Annotated in this window: 12 protein-coding genes; 9 read left to right on the top strand and 3 right to left on the bottom strand. The window is 67.0% G+C overall.

Annotated elements, in window-relative coordinates; translation table 11 throughout:
• Nucleotides 1-157 precede the first annotated feature (157 nt).
• A complete protein-coding gene (locus tag FHT08_RS10695) occupies nucleotides 158-2,821 on the top strand; it encodes a PAS domain S-box protein (RefSeq protein WP_166775064.1) in 2,664 nt (887 codons plus the stop codon).
• A 567-nt stretch (nucleotides 2,822-3,388) separates the two neighbouring features.
• On the opposite strand, the gene FHT08_RS10690 is transcribed toward FHT08_RS10695, so the two are convergent.
• Nucleotides 3,389-5,521: a methyl-accepting chemotaxis protein gene (locus tag FHT08_RS10690; protein ID WP_208409027.1), complete on the bottom strand. Its 2,133-nt coding sequence runs from the start codon at nucleotides 5,519-5,521 to the stop codon at nucleotides 3,389-3,391.
• 270 nt (nucleotides 5,522-5,791) lie between these two features.
• The gene (locus tag FHT08_RS10685) at nucleotides 5,792-7,210 is read right to left on the bottom strand and encodes a glycoside hydrolase family 5 protein (RefSeq protein WP_166775062.1); all 1,419 of its coding nucleotides are present in this window, start codon (nucleotides 7,208-7,210) and stop codon (nucleotides 5,792-5,794) included.
• A 211-nt stretch (nucleotides 7,211-7,421) separates the two neighbouring features.
• Between FHT08_RS10685 and FHT08_RS10680 the strand changes: the two genes are divergently transcribed.
• From FHT08_RS10680 to hemC, 8 genes are all read left to right on the top strand, one after another.
• Nucleotides 7,422-8,909, top strand: a complete 1,488-nt coding sequence (locus FHT08_RS10680; RefSeq protein ID WP_166775061.1) for a SulP family inorganic anion transporter — start codon at nucleotides 7,422-7,424, stop codon at nucleotides 8,907-8,909.
• A 229-nt stretch (nucleotides 8,910-9,138) separates the two neighbouring features.
• Nucleotides 9,139-10,119 (top strand): GGDEF domain-containing protein, encoded by a 981-nt coding sequence (locus FHT08_RS10675; RefSeq protein ID WP_166775060.1) that lies wholly within the window; start codon nucleotides 9,139-9,141, stop codon nucleotides 10,117-10,119.
• 302 nt (nucleotides 10,120-10,421) lie between these two features.
• Nucleotides 10,422-12,050, top strand: a complete 1,629-nt coding sequence (locus tag FHT08_RS10670; protein WP_166775451.1) for a M28 family metallopeptidase — start codon at nucleotides 10,422-10,424, stop codon at nucleotides 12,048-12,050.
• 881 nt (nucleotides 12,051-12,931) lie between these two features.
• Nucleotides 12,932-14,869, top strand: a complete 1,938-nt coding sequence (gene mdoH, locus FHT08_RS10665; RefSeq protein ID WP_166775059.1) for a glucans biosynthesis glucosyltransferase MdoH — start codon at nucleotides 12,932-12,934, stop codon at nucleotides 14,867-14,869.
• 173 nt (nucleotides 14,870-15,042) lie between these two features.
• On the top strand, nucleotides 15,043-15,711 hold the full coding sequence (locus tag FHT08_RS10660; RefSeq protein ID WP_104538618.1) for an alpha/beta hydrolase: 669 nt from the start codon (nucleotides 15,043-15,045) through the stop codon (nucleotides 15,709-15,711).
• Between the two features lie 4 nt (nucleotides 15,712-15,715).
• Nucleotides 15,716-16,768, top strand: coding sequence for a sensor histidine kinase (locus FHT08_RS10655; RefSeq protein WP_104538617.1), 1,053 nt, complete (start codon nucleotides 15,716-15,718; stop codon nucleotides 16,766-16,768).
• A 32-nt stretch (nucleotides 16,769-16,800) separates the two neighbouring features.
• A complete protein-coding gene (locus FHT08_RS10650) occupies nucleotides 16,801-17,532 on the top strand; it encodes a LytTR family DNA-binding domain-containing protein (protein ID WP_166775058.1) in 732 nt (243 codons plus the stop codon).
• 104 nt (nucleotides 17,533-17,636) lie between these two features.
• On the top strand, nucleotides 17,637-18,551 hold the full coding sequence (gene hemC, locus FHT08_RS10645) for a hydroxymethylbilane synthase (RefSeq protein WP_104538615.1): 915 nt from the start codon (nucleotides 17,637-17,639) through the stop codon (nucleotides 18,549-18,551).
• A 330-nt stretch (nucleotides 18,552-18,881) separates the two neighbouring features.
• Here hemC and FHT08_RS10640 read toward each other — a convergent pair whose 3' ends face one another.
• Entirely contained in the window at nucleotides 18,882-19,682 is an 801-nt protein-coding gene (locus FHT08_RS10640) for a DUF481 domain-containing protein (RefSeq protein ID WP_166775057.1), read from the bottom strand.
• Nucleotides 19,683-19,768: the final 86 nt, after the last annotated feature.

Raw genomic sequence — 19,768 nt, 5'->3', positions numbered from 1 at the left:
TGGCTACCTGGCGGCCTCGCAAATGCTGTCCGGCAGGGGGGCGCCATGCGCGGCTGCCGGCAGGGCGGTGCGACGGGGTGCTGACTGCGGTGCCGGCCGGGCACAACCGCCGGCCAGTCAGCCAGTCAGCAAGCAGGCCCGGCCGCAAGCGCTCAAGTTGATCATCGCCTCGCCGTTACCTGGGGCGACCTACCTTGCCCAGACGTTGCCCACCGATCACGCCATGACCGTCCTGTTGCCGCCCGTGCCCATTCCCGCCGACGACGCCTTGCGCGTGGAAGCGGTGCGTCGGTTGGGGGTGCTGGATACCGAGCCGGAGGCCGAATTCGACGATATCGCGTGGCTGGCCGCACACATCACCGGCGCCCCGATGGCGATCGTGTCGCTGCTGGACGCCGACCGCCAGTGGTTCAAGGCGCGCTGCGGCACCGATCTGGAAGGCACCCCGCGCAGCGTGTCGTTCTGCTCCTATGCGGTGATGGGGACCGAGCTGCTGGAAGTGCCAGACGCCGAGGCCGACCCACGCTTCGCGCTCAACCCGCTGGTCACTGCCGCGCCGGGCATTCGCTCGTATGTGGGTGTGCCGCTGGTCGGCAGCGAAGGCTATGCCTACGGCACCTTGTGCACACTCAGTACCCGATCGCGCGTGCTCGACGAGAACCAGAAACAAGGGCTGATCCGTCTGGCGCGTCAGGCCGTCAGTCAACTGGAGGCGCGCCGCGACCGGCTGGCCGCGCAAGCGCAGCGGCAGACCCTGAGCCGTTTGCTGGAAGCCATGCCCGACGGCGTGGTGTCCTGCGACAGCGATGGGTTGCTGCGTGAATTCAACCACGCCGCACGGCAATGGCACGGTACCGATCCGCGCCTGTTGCCGCCGACGCAATGGGCGCAGCACTTCGATCTCTACAACGCCGACGGCAGCGCGCTGCTGCCCACCGAGGCCATTCCGCTGGTGCGCGCCTGGGCCGGCGAGCATGTGCGCAATGCCGAGATGGTGATCCGCGCCACCGGCCAGCCAGCACGCAGCGTGCTGTGCAACGCGGACCCGGTGGTCAGCGACCAGGGCGCTGCCCTGGGTGCGGTGTGCGTGATGCACGACATCACCGAACTGCGCGATGCCTCGGCTGCGCTGGCGGGCGAACGCGCACGCCTGCAGTCGTTGGTGGATGCCTCGCAGGATGTGGCGATCATCGCCTTCGATCCGAACGGGCGCGTGGAATTGTTCAATCCCGGCGCCGAGCGCCTGCTGGGCTACGCGGCGGAGGAGGTGTTGGGGAGCTGCCCGGCACGGTTCCATCTGCCGGCCGAGCTGGAGCGGCACATGGCCACGCTGGCCTTGTCGCCGCCGTCGTATACCAAGCTGGCCGCCGCAGCCGCAGGCGATGTGCTCGAAGAAGAAATCTGGACCCTGGTGCGCAAAGACGGTGGACTGCGGCGCGTGCGCCTGTGCTTCAACATCATCCACGACGCGCAGCAGGGACTGTCCGGCTACCTGGCAATGGCCATCGACGTCACCGCCGAGCTGCAGGCGCAGGCCGCCGCGCAGCTGGCGGCGGAACACTTCCGGGGCGCGTTCGAAACCGCCCCGCAGGGCATGGCGATCGTCTCGCTGGATGGCGACTGGCGCGACGTCAACCCATCGCTGTGCAGCATTCTGGGATATCCGCGCGAGCAGTTGTTGCGCACCACCTTCCAGACCATCACCCATCCGGACGACCTGGATATGGACCTGCGCCTGGTGCAGGAGTTGATCGACGGCAAACGCGACAATTACAGCCTGGCCAAACGCTACATCAGCCAGCAGGGCGCGGTGATCTGGGCGCAATTGTCGGTGTCGCTGGTGCGCGACAGCAGTGGCGCGCCGGTGCATTTCGTCTCGCAGATCCAGGACGTCACCGAACGCCATGTCGCCGCTGAACGCCTGGCCGAAAGTGAAGCGCGGCTGCGTGCGATCAGCGATGCCACACCCACCCTGGTGGGGCATTACGACGCTGCGCAGCGCTGCCTGTTCGCCAACCAGGCGCACCGCGACTGGCTCGGCGTGGAGCCGGCCAGTCTGGTCGGCTGCGCGATCACCCAGGTGCTGGGCGAGGACCTCGGTGCGGACGCGCGCGCTGCGCTGGCGCAGGTGAGCGCCGGGCAACGGGCCAACTTCGAACATGTGCTGCGTGGCGGGGCGACGCCGCGCGATGCGGAAATCACCCTGGTGCCGGAAACGCAGGGTGCAGCGACGCAGGCGCAGGGATTCTTCCTGATGGCGCAGGATGTCACCGCGCACAAGACCCTGCATCGGCTGATGCACGAGCGCGCGACCCGCGATGCCTTGACCGGCCTGCCGAATCGCCACGCCTGGTCCGAGGCGCTGCAGGTCGCGGTGACCCAGGCGCAACAGCAGCAGTGCGCGGTCGCGGTGATGTTTCTGGATCTGGACGGCTTCAAACGCATCAACGACCTACACGGCCACCGGGCCGGCGATGCGGTGCTGGTCGCCTTCGGCCGCTGCCTGCAGCGGGCGGCAGGCGATCGTTATCTGGTGGCACGCCTGGCGGGCGACGAGTTCGTGGTGTTGCTGGACAACCTGCAGGATCCGCAGACCGAATGCGCCGCAGTGGCAGACCGGATCCGCGCCGCTGCCACAGTGGGCGCCGTGTTCGGTGAACAACATCTCCCGATCCAGTGCAGCATCGGCGTCGCCTGGCAACACGGCCAACACGCCGACGCTGCCAGTCTGATGCATGCGGCAGACGAAGCGATGTACGCCGTCAAACGCGCCCGCTGCGGCAACCACACCGCCACCACCGGACGCGACGCGGCGCGCTGACGCCGTGCATGCAGCAACACTTCCTTCTCCCCCGGGAGAAGGTGCCCGCAGGGCGGATGAGGGTACGGCCTACCCGTAAAACCGCGTCAATCGCATCGATAAATGCACACTACCCACGATGTTGAGACCCATCATCTTGGTTGTCTGGAGAGGTGATGCACGGGTATGGACGCATCGATTGCAGAGCGATGATCTGAAGCATGGCTGCAGGGCCCTTGCCCGCCCACCATCGCAGGACACGCCGCAAGTACGTCCCTGTAGGCTCTTACGCGGCATCCATGCCGCGTAAGGTCCCGCGACGGTGGGCGGGCAAGGACCCGTCGGGATGGTCGTTGTGCATGGTTGCGAGTCTTCTGCCTCGCGCGGCTGTCTGATGTGTTGCGGTCTGACCAGCTTCTTTTGATTCGATGACGCGCTGGTTCTGATGCAGATGCGGCCTTCGGGGCGCGCGTTACCCGAACTTCCGCTCCGCACCCCGAGCCCGCGTTTGCGTCACGCGCGCCACCGGCGCGCATGCCGTGCCTTTGCGCCCCGCAGGGAGAGGGAGAGGCGCTCTACATCCCCCGATCAAGCCGCCTGCACGACCGAGCGCCGCTGCGGCAGCGCAGCCTGTTGCGGCACCAACCGGAACACTGCCACTGCGCGCGTCAGATCCGCCGCCTGATCTTCCATGCTGCGTGCCGCAGCGGTGGCTTCTTCCACCAGCGCTGCGTTCTGCTGGGTCATTTCGTCCAGCTGCATCACCGTGGTGCTGACCTGCTCGATACCGGCGCTCTGCTCGGTGCTGGCGGCGGTGATCTCGGCCATGATGTCGGTCACCCGTTTCACCGAACTGACCACCTCGGTCATCGTGCTGCCGGCCTGTTGCACCAGGTCCGAGCCCTGTGCCACCTTTTCCACCGAATCGGAGATCAGCTGTTTGATTTCCTTGGCCGCGCCGGCCGAACGCTGCGCCAGCGCGCGCACTTCGGTGGCCACCACCGCAAATCCGCGGCCCTGCTCGCCGGCGCGCGCGGCTTCCACCGCCGCGTTCAAGGCCAGGATGTTGGTCTGGAATGCGATGCCGTCGATCACCCCGATGATGTCGGAAATACGTGCCGACGATTGCGTGATCGCCTGCATGGTGCTGACCACTTCCTGCACCACGCGGCCGCCGCTTTCGGCCACGTCGCCGGCGCCCTTGACCAGCTGATTGGCCTGGCGCGCATTGTCGGCGTTCTGGCGCACGGTGGAGGTGAGTTCTTCCATCGAGGCGGCGGTTTCTTCCAGGTTGGCCGCCTGATGCTCGGTGCGGGTGGACAGGTCGGCATTGCCGCTTGCGATCTCGCCGGCGGCCGTGTTGATCATCTCGGCCGAATGCTGGATGCCCTGCACGATGGTGGTCAGCTGGATCGCCGTGCGGTTGGCCGCATTGGCCAGGCGGCCGAATGCGCCCTCGTAGTGCGATTCCACCCGTTGCGACAGATCGCCATCGGCAATTGCGGCCATGATGCGGCCGACATCGTCCAGGCCTGCATCGGCCTGCTGCATCAGACGGTTCAATGCCTGCACCATTTCGGCAAACGCGAACTGGTAGCGCGATTGTTCGCCACGTGCGGAGAAATCGCCGCGTGCGGCCGCGTCGGCCAGGCGCGCGATGTCGCTGTTGATCGCCGACAGATTGCCCTTCACCGTGTCCAGCGCTTCATGCAGCGCCGCGCGCTGGCCGGGCAGGCGACGCATGTCGCGGCGCAGGTCGCCACGGCCGTACTCGCCCATCAGGTCCATCGCTTCGTTGATGGCATCCAGATGCTCGAACACCACCGTGTTCACGCCGTGCGCCAGGGTGCCGTAATCGCCTGGGAAATCCTCCGGAATGCGGTGCGCGATGTTCTCGCCCTGCTGCAGCCGGATCATGGTCTGCATCTCGCCGTTGAAGCGCTGCAACTGGGTCTGCATCTGCTGCATGCTGTGCATCAGCTGACCGGTCTCGTCGCGTGATTCGACCCGGATATCGTTGTCGAAGCGGCCTGAGGCAATCGCCTCTGCGGTGCGCGATGCTGCCCGCAGCGGTGCTGCCATCGCCGAGGCGATCAACCAGCACAGGCCGATCACCATGGCCACCAACGCGCCGCCGATCAACGTCAATGTGCGGGTGAAGCCCCAGGCCTGCACCTGGATGTCTTCGGCGTACACGCCCATCACCAATACCCAGTTCCAGGCCGGAAAGGTCTTGGCATAGCTGATCTTGGGCAACTGTTCCTTCTTGCCCGGCTTGGGCGCATCGTAGTAACTGAAGCCGTCGCCGCGCTCGATCGCAGTCTTGATGTCGCGGTAGACGTACTGCCCGGCGTCGCTCTTGTAGTCGCTCATGTCGGTGCCGACGGCGCGCTTGGGATGCATCAGGATGCGCATCTGCGGGTCGACGATGAAGAAGTAATCCACCCCGTCGTTGGTCCGCATGTCGGCTAGCGTGGCGCGTGCAGCTTCCCTGGCCTGTTCGACCGTCAGTTCGCCGGCCTTGGCCTTGTCTGCATAGTGCTGCATCACGGTCAGGCCCATCTCCACCTCGGTCTTGACGCTGAGCTTGCGCGCCTCGATCAGGTCCAGATACTGCAAGCGTGCCGCGGCCACTGCCAGCAGGATCACGCCTACCGTCAACAAGCTGCACAGCAGGATGAACTTGCGGGTGAGCGGAAGGTTGGCGACATGACGACGCAACAGGGAGACAACGGGCATGGCAACGGCATCCGGAACGCGCGCAGGGCGCTACGTCATGAATAACGGCTGATTCACATGCGGGTTGAATGCTAATTGCGGCAGCGCCCGCTTGCGACAGAGGCAATGTAGGAGCGCCCCCGGGCGCGATGGGGCGTTATCGATAACGCTTCATCGCGCCCCGGGGCGCTCCTACGGGGTGCCGGGTGTCGATCTAGTAATCGATGCGTGACGCTACATCGGTGATCTCAGACTGTCGGCAGCGTGCCCGCATCAGCCTGCCGCGCAGAAGCCGAACTCGGCCGTCGCACCGGCGGCCAGGGTGCGGTTGAAGTCCACGCCGCTGGCCTTGAGCGTACTGCCGCTCTGCGACCAGGTGGCGTTCCAGGCATTGTTGACGGTGCCGGTGACCGGCAGCGAGATCGCCCAGGTGCCACTGGCGGTGCCGGTGTTGGTGACCTGCACGCGATTGCAGTAGCCGCCGTTCCACTGGCTGTCCACGCTCACCTTGGTGCTGAAGCTGCCGCCGGGCGTCGGGGTCGGCGTCGGCGTGGGAGTAGGCGTTGGCGCGGTGCTGCTCACCGTGCCCCACAGCGTCCGCAACAGCGCCATCTTGTCTTCGCGCACGCTGGTCCAGTCGTCGCGCAGGATGCCGCCGGTGTCGCCGCTGTTGGGGTTCCACGACCAGTAGAAGCCCTCGTTGATGCCCTTGCTGCGCAGATACTTCACCAGCGCGTCCTGCCAGACCTTGTCGCGGGCATCGCCTTCGCCATACTTGCCGCCGAATTCGCCCAGCAGCAGCGCATGCGTGCCGGCGAACTGACCGAAGTGACGGTCCCAGATAGCAGGCATGTTGTTGGGGAAGTTGCTGTCGTTGAAGTACGACTGCGCGTACACGTCCGGTCCGTACACATGCGGTGCCAGCAGCAGGCGGTTGGCCGGAATGTTCAGCGGCGTGCAGGCCAGCGGCTGCAGATTGCCGCCCCAGAAGATGCCGCCATTGGTTGAGCAGACCGGATTGTCGGTGATGCCTTCCACCGCGATGATCCATTTCGGCGCCACCGCCAGCACTGCGGCCGAGCCGCGCTCGGCGGCCTTGTTCCAATCGGTGGCCGCGTTGCCGGTGCCCCAGGTGGCTGCACCGTGCGGCTCGTTCTTCAAATCCAGGCCGATCACGCTGGGCACGTTCTTGTAGCGGTTGGCGACAAAGCGCAGATCCTCCAGCCACTGCGCTTCGGAGTACGAGCCGGTGTACCAGAGCTCGGAAATGGCAGCGCAATCGGGGGTGTGGTGATCCAGCAGCACATACATGCCGCGCGCGTTGAATTCGTTGATCACCTTGTCCAGGATCTGCAGCGAACTCAGGCCCTGCAGGTCGGCATTGAGGCTGTAATCGATGCTGGTCGGCATCGTGCTGCTGCGCAGGGTGGCCGGACAGAATGGCAGACGCACGGCGTTGAAGCCCAGGCCCTGCATCTGGTTGATCATGTCCTTCCAGTTGCGTGCCCACAGGCCGTGCATGACATGGTTGCCGGTCTCGAAGCCGAACACATTGACGCCCTTGAGCTGGACCACCTTGCCGCTGTCGTCGACAACCTTGTTGTTGCTGATGGAATAGCTGAAGGCCGGTGCGGCGGCGAGCGCCAGTGCCGTGGCCAGCGCGAGCGTACTTGCAGTCCTGAAGATAGACATGGTGGTCTCCCTAGCGAACCCGGCTCGACACCCGAACCCGGTGAGGGGGGCATCTTGGTCCGCGGCTGCATCGTCTGGCGTGATCCGGACCACAGAAAGGCGCATTGCCGCACCGGTCACACGCCGGCTGCGGGCCGGGTCGCTTTCGCGCACACTATCGCCGCTGTCGCCTGTCCGCAGGCTGTCCTTTCTGTCCCCGGAGTGTCTTCCAATGTCCTTCCTGCGTGCCGAACTGGCGCAATGGCGCGCCTCGCCTGCGCGCGAACTGATGGCCGGCGCAGTCGCCACGTTTGCGCTGATTCCCGAAGTGATCGCCTTTGCGTTCGTGGCCGGCGTCGATCCGCAAGTGGGGCTGTTCGCGTCGTTCGTGATCGGGATCGTCATCGCGTTTTTTGGCGGACGTCCGGCGATGATTTCCGCTGCGGCCGGGTCGGTGGCCCTGGTGGCCGCACCGCTGGTGGCCGCACACGGGCTGCCCTATCTGTTGGCGGCCGGGCTGCTGGCCGGTGCGGTGCAGATCCTGTTCGGTCTGTTGCGGCTGGGCGTGCTGATGCGCTTTGTCAGCAGCTCTGTGCGCACCGGCTTCGTCAACGCGTTGGCGGTGCTGATCTTCGCCGCGCAGCTGCCGCATCTGCAGCACGCCAGCCTGGCCACCTGGAGCATGTTGGCGTTGGGTTTGCTCATCATCTACGGCCTGCCGCGTCTGCCGCTGCCGGGCGTGTCGGCGATTCCTTCGCCGCTGCTGTGCATCCTGGTGCTGACGGTGCTGGGCTCGGCGTTGCATCTGCCGCTGGAGACGGTGGCCGACCTAGGCAAGCTGCCCAGCGCGCTGCCGGTCCTGCAATGGCCCGCGGTGCCGCTGACGCTGGAGACCTTGCGCATCATCGCCTTGCCGGCGCTGGCCATTGCGATGGTGGGGCTGCTCGAGTCGCTGATGACCGCACGCGTGGTCGACGAACTCACCGACACCCCGAGCAACAAGAACCGCGAGTGCACCGGGCTGGGGCTGGCCAACACCGCTGCCAGTCTGTTCGGTGGCATTGCCGGCTGCGGCATGATCGGGCAGACCGTGGGCAACGTGAAGTACGGCGGACGTGGCCGTCTGTCGACCCTGTTCGCCGGGGCGTTCCTGCTGATCCTGATGGTGCTGCTCAAGCCGTGGGTCTCGCAGGTGCCGGTGGTCGCATTGGTGGCGATCATGGTGATGGTCTCGGCCGAGACCTTCGACTGGCGCTCGCTACGCACCGTGGTCACCCATCCGCGCACCTCCAGCGTGGTGATGCTGGCCACCGTGGCGGTGACTCTGGTCACCCGCAACCTGGCCGCCGGCGTGGCGGTGGGCGTGCTGTTGAGCGGGGTGTTCTTCACCTTCAAGGTGGCCGGGCTGCTGCAGATCGTGCACAGCGATGGCGACGACGGCGTGCGCACCTATCACGTACGCGGGCAGGTGTTCTTCGCTTCGGCCGACGTGTTCATCGACGCCTTCGATGCGCGCCAGGTGCCCGGCCGCGCGGTGGTGATCGATGTCGGTCGCGCGCATTTCTGGGACATCACCGCGGCGGCGGCGCTGGACAAGGTGGTGCAGCGGCTGCGCCATCACGCGCTGGACGTCCAGGTCAAAGGGCTGAATGCCGGCAGCCGGCGCCTGATGCAGGCGCACGCGCTGGGCGACGATGCGCTGGAGTCCGCACTGCCGTAAGCGCCGCAGGTGCGCAGGCCGGTCGTACGCCTGCACGTCCGTGTACGCCGGCTGGCCGTGCGTTGCGCCGGCGGGCCGGCAGACTCAAGTTCGCGCGTGCAGCGCCGATGAACCGACATCGAGATTGCCGGTAACCCGTCGTGATGCCAGTGCGTTCCAGCCCGAGAGGTGTGCCCGCGTGCCGCGACCTGCGCTGCGGGCCTGCGCCCGCCTGCGGGATGGTGCGGCAATGACCACCGAACCGTTGCTGGAACGGATGGTGGACCTGACCGCCATCCGCGACGCCGCTCTGCTCGACCTCAGCCTGCTGCGGACCATGCGCGAGGTCTGCGCGTCCGAAGAACTGTCGTTGCTGCGCATCGCTCCGGATGGCCGCACCATGGCCGAGACGCGGCTGCGCGAGGATGGCCGGCTGTCGCTGACCGTGGCCGACATCCACGATACGCACATGCGTGCGCAACTGGCCGATCTGCACGGGCCGGGCGATGTGGTGCAGTTGCAGCAGGACGGCCGCGCGCTGCTGGTGTATCCGATGATGGAAGCACGCGGGATCCGCACCTGCCTGCGTGTGGGCGGCACACGCGCACCCGGCGCCGCCGAGCAGGTGATGCTGCAGGGCTTTGCGCGTTTCTTCCAGAACTACCGCAGCCTGCTCGACGATGCCCAGCGCGATGCGTTGACCGGCCTGCGCAATCGCAAGACCTTCGACGACATGATCTTGCGCCTGTTCGCCGGTGGTACCGATGCAGCGGCGAGCGAAGGGGTGTGGCTGGGGATCGTGGACGTCGATCACTTCAAGCGCGTCAACGACACCTTCGGTCACCTGTACGGCGACGAGGTGCTGCTGCTGGTCGCGCAATTGATGCAGCGCTGTTTCCGCCAGGACGATCTGCTGTTCCGCTTCGGCGGCGAAGAGTTCGTGATCGTGTTGCGCGGCGTGGATCGCGACACCGCGGTGAGTCTGTTCGAGCGCTTCCGTCTGGCGGTGGCCGAGCATGTGTTCCCGCAGGTCGGCAAGGTCACCCTCAGCGCCGGCATCGTCGAGCTGACCGACGGCCAGTTGATCAGCCAACTGCTCGACGAGGCCGACAAGGCGCTGTACTGGGCAAAGCAGCACGGCCGCAATCGCGCCGAGGTGTATGCCGAACTGGTGACCAGTGGGCAGATGCAGCAGGCTACCCAGCAGGTCGGCAGCGTCGACCTGTTCTGAGCGGCACTGGCGTTCGTCGGCGGTGCTGCGGTTTAGCTCGCAGCAGCATGTAGCAGTTGGACGGCATCCAGCGCCATGAGGCGCAAGGTGGATGGCATGCCCTGTGGCAGTGCCCACTGCCACAGGGCCATATCGATCGACGCTGCATCGCTGCCGAGGCACGTGGTGTCAGTGCGACGGCATGCATCGGTCGCTGCCGTGCACACCCGATCAGCCCCCGCAGTGGCTACACTCCAGGGCTGTTCGGACACTACCTGGGTGCTGCAGTGAAGCGAGTTGTTACCAAGCGCGTTGTAACGGGAATGCTGGCGATGGCGGTCTCGACCGCACTGATGGCGGCGACGCCGACCTTTGATGGCGCGCGCATCTCGCGCGACGTCAAGGAGCTGGCCTCCGATGCCTACGAAGGGCGTGGCCCGGCCACCGCCGGCGAAGAAAAGACCATTGCCTACCTGAGCAAGCAGTTCGCCGCTGCCGGCCTGCAACCGGGCGGCGATCTGACCGACGGCAAGCGTGCCTGGACCCAGGCGGTGCCGCTGCGCCGTGCCGATATTCTCGGCACGCCGAGCATCACCCTGCAGAACGGCAGCAAGCCGCAGACGCTGGCCCAGGGCAAGCAGATCGCCATCCGCGCCGCGCTGGACGGCTCGTCCAAGGTCGACATTGCCAATGCGCCGCTGGTGTTCGTCGGCTACGGCGTCAAGGCGCCGGAGCGCGACTGGGACGACTTCAAGGGCGTGGATCTGAAGGGCAAGATCGCGGTGGTGCTGATCAACGACCCGGATTTCGAAACCGGCAAGGGCGCCTTCGACGGCGCCGGCATGACCTACTACGGCCGCTGGACCTACAAGTACGAGGAAGGCGCCCGCCAGGGCGCGCTCGGCGTGCTGGTGGTGCACGAAACCGCGCCCGCCTCCTACGGCTGGGACACCGTGGCCAGTTCCAACACCAACACCATGTTCGATGTGGTGCGCGACAATCCGCGTGCCGCGCATCCCACCCTGGAAGGCTGGATCCAGCGCGATCTGGCCGCCGACCTGTTCAAGCAGGCCGGGCTGGATTTCGACGCCTTGAAGAAGCAGGCGCAGACGCGCGGCTTCAAGCCGGTTGAACTCAAGGGGCAGGGGCTGAGCGCCAGCTACCAAGTCAAATCCGATGTGATCACCTCGCACAACGTGGTTGCGCGGCTGCAAGGCAGCAGCCACCCGGATGAAACGCTGATCTACAGCGCGCATTGGGACCACATCGGCGTCGGCAAGCCCGACGCACGCGGCGATACCATCTTCAACGGCGCGCTGGACAACGCCAGCGGCACGGCCGCATTGCTGGAACTGGCGCGCGGCTTTGCCGCCGGCCCCAAGCCGCAGCGCTCGGTGGTGTTTTTGGCCGTCACCGCCGAAGAAAAGGGCCTGCTGGGCTCGGAGTTCTACGCCTCCAAGCCGCTGTACCCGCTGGACACCACCGTGGCGGTGATCAACATGGACGGCATGAATCCGTTCGTGCCGTCGCGCGATTTCGGCATCTACGGCACCGCAAAACTCGAATTGCTCGATCAGCTCAAGACCGTCGCCGGCCAGCGGAAGCTGCGCTACACGCCCGATCCCAAGCCGCAGGCGGGATATTTTTTCCGCTCGGATCATTTCTCCTTCGCCAAGCGCGGCGTGCCGGCGCTGTCGTATGCGGCCGGGCAGGATTGGGAAGTGGGCGGCGTGGCCGCGGGCAAGGCCGCCTCCGACGACTACACTGCCAAGCGCTATCACCAGCAGAGCGATGAGTGGAAGCCGGACTGGACCTTCGCCGGTGCAGCGCGCGATCTGGGTGTGCTGTACGCGCTGGGCCAGCAGCTGGCCGATTCGCGCCAGTGGCCGAACTGGAGCAACGATTCGGAGTTCCGCGCCACCCGCGACGCCAGCGAGGCCGCGCGCAAGTAGGACCGGCTGACACGGCGGCAGCGCTTCCATCAGGCGGCGCTGCTGTTGTTCGATGCGGCATGTGCGATGTGTGCATGTGCCGCCTCCGGACAGGGAGGGCGCCAGAGCGGCTGATCTGGGGCCTGGCTGCAAGGCCTTGCCCGCCCACCATCGCCGGACACGCCGCCAGTACATCCGTGTAGGCGCTCTTACGCGGCATCCATGCCGCGCAAGGCCCCGCGACGTTAGGCGGGCAAGGACCACCGGAGATGGTCGGCAGGCATGGTGCAAGCAATGCATTGCCTGATCGCACCCAAACGAGGCAGCGTCCCCCCAATCCCGGTTGTCTTGCCAGCGATTCCGGGCGCATACGCAGCCTTCGTACACTGCGCCGACGTGGGCCAGACCCACATCGCGTATTCCGATACGCCATGACGCGCGACAGAATGCCTTGGATCCGCTCACCCCATCGCGGTGATCGCGCGCGCCAGCAGGCTGTCGCTGCAACCGTTTGCAATTCCTGGCACATCACTTGCAATTGTCTGACCTGACAGTGCGGTCTGCCGCCCGTGACAGCACGCGTGCCAGACTGCAATCTGTTGGGGTAGCGTTCGGTCGCCGCGGCGTAGTCTGCCGCGCGGTCCTCGTCGGGTGGGGGCGATGGCTGCAGCGCGGCCTTCGTTTCCTTTAACGGTCGATTCCTTAAGATGAGCCGCGACGTCATCGTCGCAGCCAGGAGAGCTTGTGCATCGGAGTGGTCTTAGAGCTGCTGATTCTGCAACGTGGTCGCACACTGCCGGGCTCGCCCGGACCGCGGTGCATGCGGCGACGTCGCCACGCGTAGCGGGGAGGGATCTCCCGCTTCAGCCCACGCTGCCGCAATCGTGCGGCGGGCAGCCTTGATGGACGGCACTGTGACTTTTTCCCCTGCACCAACCGATCTGCCCCCCGTTTCCGCCCTCGACGCCGGTCAGCCCACACTGCCACCGGAGGCGCCGCTGGCCATGCCCGAGCAGTCCCTGCGCGAAGGCCGTCTGCAGGTGCCACATCAGCGCACCGCGCCGGTCGGCATCGGCGTGCGGCGTTTCTATCTGATCGGCGGCACCTTCGCCACCACCGCCGTGGCGGTGTGGGTGATGCTCAGCGTGCTGTGGCCCGATGGCGTCAGCGTGCTGGAAGGCTGCCTGCTCGGCCTGTTCGTGTTGCTGTTTGCCTGGATCGCGATGTCCTTTGCCAGCGCGGTGGCCGGTTTCGTCACCGTGGTGGCGCGTGCCGGACGCAAGCTCGGCATCGACCCGGAGGCTCCGCTGCCCACCCTGCATACGCGCACCGCGTTGCTGATGCCCACCTACAACGAAGACCCGCGCCGGCTGCTGGCCGGCCTGCAAGCGATCTACGAATCGGTGGCCGACACCGGCCAGCTGGAACATTTCGACTTTTTCGTGCTCAGCGACACCACCCGCGAACACATCGGCGCTGCCGAGGAACTGGTCTATAACGAACTGTGCGATCGCGTCGACGGACACGGGCGCATCTTCTACCGCCGTCGCGCCGACAACGCCGCGCGCAAGGCCGGCAATGTGGCCGACTGGGTGCGCCGTTTCGGCGGCAACTACCCGCAGATGCTGATCCTGGACGCCGACAGCGTGATGACCGGCGATACCATCGTACGGCTGGTCGCCGGCATGGAAAATAATCAAGACGTGGGCCTGATCCAGACCCTGCCGGCGGTGGTCAACGGGCAGACCCTGTTTGCCCGCATGCAGCAGTTCGGTGGGCGCGTGTACGGGCCGATCATCGCCTTCGGCGTGGCCTGGTGGCATGGCGCCGAGAGCAATTACTGGGGCCACAACGCCATCATCCGTACCCAGGCCTTTGCCGATCACGCCGGCCTGCCGTCGCTGCGCGGGCGCAAGCCGTTCGGGGGCCATGTGCTCAGCCACGATTTCGTCGAGGCGGCGCTGATGCGGCGCGGCGGCTGGGCGATGCACATGGTGCCCTACCTGCAGGGCAGCTACGAAGAAGGTCCGCCCACGCTCACCGACCTGCTGATCCGCGACCGCCGCTGGTGCCAGGGCAACCTGCAACACGCCAAGGTGGTCGGCGCCAAGGGCCTGCACTGGATCAGCCGCATGCACATGCTGATCGGCATCGGGCATTACTTCACTGCGCCGATGTGGGGCCTGTTGATGCTGATCGGCATCGGCATTCCGCTGGCCGGCGGCGGAATCGATCTGGCCGGCGACCTGCCGTTCTCGCCCGCCCGTTACTGGCATGGCAGCAGCCAGGGCAACGCAATCTGGATCTTCGTCTGCACCATGTTCGTACTGCTGGCGCCCAAGTTGCTCGGCTACATCGCGCTGCTGCTCAACCCGCGCGAGTTGCGCGCCTGCGGCGGCGCCATCCGCGCGCTGCTGAGCATCCTGCTGGAAACGGTGCTGGCCGCCCTGATGGCGCCGGTGGTGATGTACCTGCAGTCGCGCGGCGTGTTCGAAGTGCTGGCCGGCAAGGATTCGGGCTGGGATGCGCAGGTGCGCGACGACGGCAAGCTGTCGTGGCCGGCGCTATTGCGCAGTTACGGCGGGCTGACCGTGTTCGGCCTGTTCATGGGCGCGGTGGCCTATACGGTGTCGCCATCGCTGGCGGCCTGGATGGCGCCGGTGATCGTGGGCATGGCGGTGTCGATCCCGGTGGTTGCACTGACCTCGTTGCGCCGCACCGGCCTGGGCCTGCGCCGCGCCGGCATCTTCTGCATCCCCGAAGAGCTCGATCCGCCCAAGGTGCTGGTGCGTGCGGCCGAGCTGCGCCGCGCCGCCGCGCTGGAGCCGTCGCTGATCTGAGCGCGCAGGCGGCGCATGGCGGAATCGATGCGCATCGCCAACTTCGCGTCTGTCGCGCCAATCCCGCTGCCCGCGACGGGCGCAGAGAGCGGACGGCGCGTGTGACTCGGCCAATGCGTGATCGGCCCGGCCGATGGCGCAAGGCATAATGCCCAGCCCGCAAGCGGAGCTGGATGATGCTGGAAGTGATCGAACGCGAGACCGGACCGAATCCGCAATGGACCGTGCTGTGGCTGCACGGCCTGGGCGCCGATGGCAGCGATTTCGCCCCGATGGTGCCGGAACTGGTGCGCCCGGACTGGCCGGCGCTGCGCTTCGTGTTTCCGCATGCGCCGATCCGCCCGATCACCATCAACAACGGCGTGCGCATGCGCGGCTGGTACGACATCGTGGGCATGGATTTCGCCACGCGCGCCGACAAGGCCGGCATCGCCGAATCGGTGGTCCAGGTCGAGGCGCTGATCGCCCATGAGCAATCCCGCGGCATCGCCCCTGCGCGCATGCTGCTGGCCGGGTTCTCGCAAGGCGGCGCAGTGACCCTGGCGGTCGGGCTGCAGCGCAGCGTGCCGCTGGCCGGGTTGATCGCCCTGTCCACCTATCTGCCCGACCCGGCGGCGGCCGCCAGCCAGCTGCAGCCGGCCGCCTCCGGCCAACCCGTGTTCATGGCCCATGGCACGGCCGATCCGGTGGTGCCGTTCGGCGCCGGTCAGGCCAGCATGCAGACCCTGCGTACGCTCGGTTTCGAACTGGACTGGCACACCTACCCGATGGGCCACCAGGTCTGCCTGGAGGAGATCGAGGCCTTGCGCACCTGGATGCAGGCACGCTTCACCGCTGCCTGAGGCCATGGCCAAGCACGCGCCACCGATCGCCTGGATGCCGGACCTGTGCCGGCTGCCACGATTGGGCGCCATGCTGGGCCTCGCCGAACTGGTGGTGCTGGTGGTGACCCTGGTGCCTGACGCCGGCGCGGCGCGCAGCATCACCTTGTCGCGCTTTGTCTCGGCCAGCGGCCTGGCGCTGTGGCTGGCGCTGGCGGTCAGCGTGTTGCTGTGCGTGCTGCGGCCGGCCTTGTCGCGGCTGCCGCCACGTGTGGGCGGGCTGGCCGCGCTGTCGATCGCTGCGGTGGTGGCGATGCTCGGTGCGGGAATCGTCCATGCCCTGTATGCGGCGCTCGACCAGGCCCCGCTTGGTCCCTTTGTCGGCTTCTGGCGCTTCACACTGGGCAGCGCGGCGACGGTGGTGCTGATCACCGCGCTGGCACTGCGCTACTTCTACGTCAGCGACCGCTGGGAAGCGCAGGTGCAGGCCAATGCGCGTGCCCAGGCCGACGCCTTGCAGGCACGCATCCGCCCGCACTTCCTGTTCAACAGCATGAACCTCATCGCCAGCCTGCTGCGCCGCGACCCGGTAGTGGCCGAACAGGCGGTGCTGGACCTATCGGATCTGTTCCGCGCCGCGCTCGGTGCCGGCGAAGGCATGTCCAGTTTGCGCGCCGAGTGCGAACTGGCCGAACGCTACCTGGCGATCGAATCACTGCGCCTGGGCGAGCGCCTGCAAGTGCGCTGGCACCGCCAGGAGCCGTTGCCGTGGGAGCTGCCGATGCCGCGCCTGGTGCTGCAGCCGCTGGTGGAAAACGCCGTGCTGCATGGCGTCTCGCGCATGCCCGAGGGCGGCACGCTGTATCTGTCGCTGCGCCAGCGCGGCAACCAGTTGCAGATCCGCATCGTCAATCCCGCCCCGCAGCCGGGGACCCAGTTGCCGCTGGTGGCCGGGGCCGGGCACGCCCAGGCCAGCATCTCGCATCGGCTGGCGTTCCAGTTCGGTGCCGGGGCACGGATGGCGGCCAGCTGGGCCGAAGGCTACTATGCCTGCGAGATCACATTGCCGCTGCCGTGACGGGGGAGTCGCTGCAGCGAAGGGGGATGTCCATGACGGCCACGCAAGTGCGGGTGCTGATCGCCGACGACGAGCCGCTGGCGCGCGAGCGCCTGCGCCTGCTGCTGGGCGAACATCCGCACGTCGAAGTGATCGGCGAGGCCGAAAACGGCCAGCAGGTGCTGCAGCAGTGCCACCATCTGCATCCGGATCTGGTGCTGCTGGACATCGCCATGCCCGGCGTCGACGGCCTGGAAACCGCGCGCCTGCTGCGCCAGAGCCAGCCGCAGCCGGCGGTGGTGTTCTGCACCGCCTACGACCAGCACGCGTTGTCGGCCTTCGACGCCGCAGCGCTGGATTACCTGATGAAACCGGTGCGCCCCGAACGCCTGACCGCCGCACTGGAAAAGGTGGTCACCTTTCTGGCCGGGCGCGCTCCCAGCGCCACGCCGCCACCGCTGCGCACGCACCTGTGCGCGCGCCTGCGCGGCAGCCTGCGGCTGATCGCCATCGGCGACATCCGCTACCTGCAGGCCGAGGAAAAGTACGTCATCGTCCACCACACCCGTGGCGAGGACTTGATCGAAGAGTCGCTCAAATCGCTGGAAGACGAATTCGCCGACCGTCTGGTGCGCATCCACCGCAATTGTCTGGTCGCGCGCGCCGAGCTGGTGGAACTGCGACGCAGCGGCGATGGCCAAGTGCACGCGGTCCTGCGCAATGTGCCGCAACCCCTGGAAGTGAGCCGCCGCTGCGTGGCCAGCCTGCGCGAGCAATTGCGTTAGCGCGTGGCATGCCGCGTGCGGTGGGGCGCCTTGGTGCTCGGCGGTGCGGGCGCCGACGTGCGCTCCAGGTAGGAGTTGCGCGCCCGGTCCGTGATAATGGCCCGATGACCACGCTCCGCATCGCTACCCGTAAGAGCCCGCTCGCCCTCTGGCAGAGCGAACACGTCGCCGCAGCGCTGCGCCAGCACCACCCGGGGCTGGAGGTCGCGCTGGTGCCGATGAGCACCCGCGGCGACGAGGTGCTGGACCGCTCGCTGGCCGCGATCGGCGGCAAGGGCCTGTTCCTGAAGGAACTGGAGCTGGCGATGCTGCGCGGCGAGGCCGATTGCGCGGTGCATTCGCTCAAGGATGTGCCGATGGAGCTGGACGCGCCCTTCGTGCTGCCGGCGATCATGGAGCGTGGCGACGCCGCCGATGCACTGGTGTCCAATCTTTATGCCAGCCTGCAGGCGCTGCCGCTGGGCGCACGCGTGGGCACGTCCTCCTTGCGGCGTCAGGCGCAGTTGCGCGCGGCACGTCCGGATCTGGAATTGATCGATCTGCGCGGCAACGTCAACACCCGCCTGGCCAAGCTCGACAACGGCGGTTACGACGCCATCGTGCTGGCCTGCGCCGGCCTGCAGCGGCTGGGCCTGGATGCGCGCATCACTGCGCGCCTGGACGCCCCCGACTGGTTGCCGGCGCCGGCCCAGGGCGCGGTGGCGGTGGAATGCCGTGGCGACGATGCGCGCATCCACGGCCTGCTGGCGGTGCTGGATGCCGGCCGCACGCGCGCCTGCGTGGAAGCGGAGCGGGCGATGAATCGCGCGCTGCACGGCAGCTGTCATGTGCCGGTGGCGGCGTTCGCGCGCTGGGAGGGGCAGGGCCTGTTCCTGCAGGGCATGGTCGGCAGCGCCAGCGATGGACGCCTGATCCACGCCGACGCGCACGGCAGCGCCGACGACACCGAAGCACTCGGCCGCCTGGTCGCGCAAGGCCTGTTCGACAAGGGCGCCGCGCAGCTGCTGGCCGAGCTGTAACGCACCGCCGCGTCAGCCCGTAACACGAACGACATCGACGCCGGCGCCCGGGGCGCAGACGACAGGCTTGCCCGCAATGCCGGCCCTCGCGCAACGCCCGCCTTCCGTAGCAGCGGCCCTGGCCGCGAGAGGCTTTATCGGGACGGCCCCTCGCGGCCAGGTCCGCTCCTACAGATCGCGTTGCGGATTCGAACGTATGGACCCGATTGACCGCCGCCTCGCGCAGGGCCTGTCCGACAAGATGCGCTCTTCGTAGGAGCGGCCCTGGCCGCGAGAGGCTTTACCGGGAAAGCCCTCGCGGCCAGGGCCGCTCCTACCGATCGTGGGTGGTTACTTGAACGTGTAGACCAGGTTGACCGTGGTCAGGGTGTCGGTCTTCTTGTCGCCGTCGCTGACTTCGCTGTTGTGGCGCATCTGCCAGGCGGCCTTGAGTGCAAAGTGCGAGTTCATGCTGACCTGCACGCCGAAATCGTTCTGCGCATAGGTGTTGTATTCGCCCGATTCCACCAACAGCGTGTTGATCAGATCGGTGTTGTCGGTGACGGTGTACTTGAGGTCGAACAGCCCGCGCCCGATCAGGCCGGTCTCGTTGCGATCTTCGTCGCTGTTGTGCGCACGCCGGATACCCGGGCCGATCTGCGCATCCAGATAGAAGCGTTCGGCATCGATCAGACGCGTGCCGTAACCGATGCCGAAGGTGGCCAGGCGGTCGTAGGTAGCAAAGTCGTCATGTTCGTAGCGGCCGGTGGCGGTGAGCTGGCGATGCTCGCCCAACTGCAGGGCGCTGCCGGCGCTGCCGGTGTAACGCTCGGCTGTGGTCTGGCGCTCGCGCGAGGTGCTGCCGTCGTCGTCGGTATTGGTGTATTCGGAGCTGGAGCGCAGCGCGGTGGCATCCAGGCTGTGGATCCAGTCGCCGTCGGTGTAGCGCAGGCGGACCCGGCCGTTGAGGCTATCGGTGGTGCTGTTGCCATGGGCGGCGGCATAGCCGAGCTCGCCACTGCTCCCGCTCCACGGCGACGGCATCACGGCGGCAGCCGGGTCCACCGGGGCCGGTGCGACCGCCTGGGCCCAGACGGTGGGCGTGATCAACAACAGCGGCAGCAAGGCAGACAACGGGGCACGGCGGGACATGGGCGGCTCGCTTTGGAGGACAGGGTCATGAAGAGGGTGAAAGCGATTTCATGATAACGGACTGAGCGGCTACGTCATGAGCAAGT

Origin of the sequence: Xanthomonas sp. CFBP 8151, assembly GCF_011761885.1 — a bacterium.
In the GTDB taxonomy this organism is placed as follows: Bacteria; Pseudomonadota; Gammaproteobacteria; order Xanthomonadales; family Xanthomonadaceae; genus Xanthomonas; species Xanthomonas arboricola_B.
This window is presented reverse-complemented; position numbering and strand designations above follow the sequence as displayed.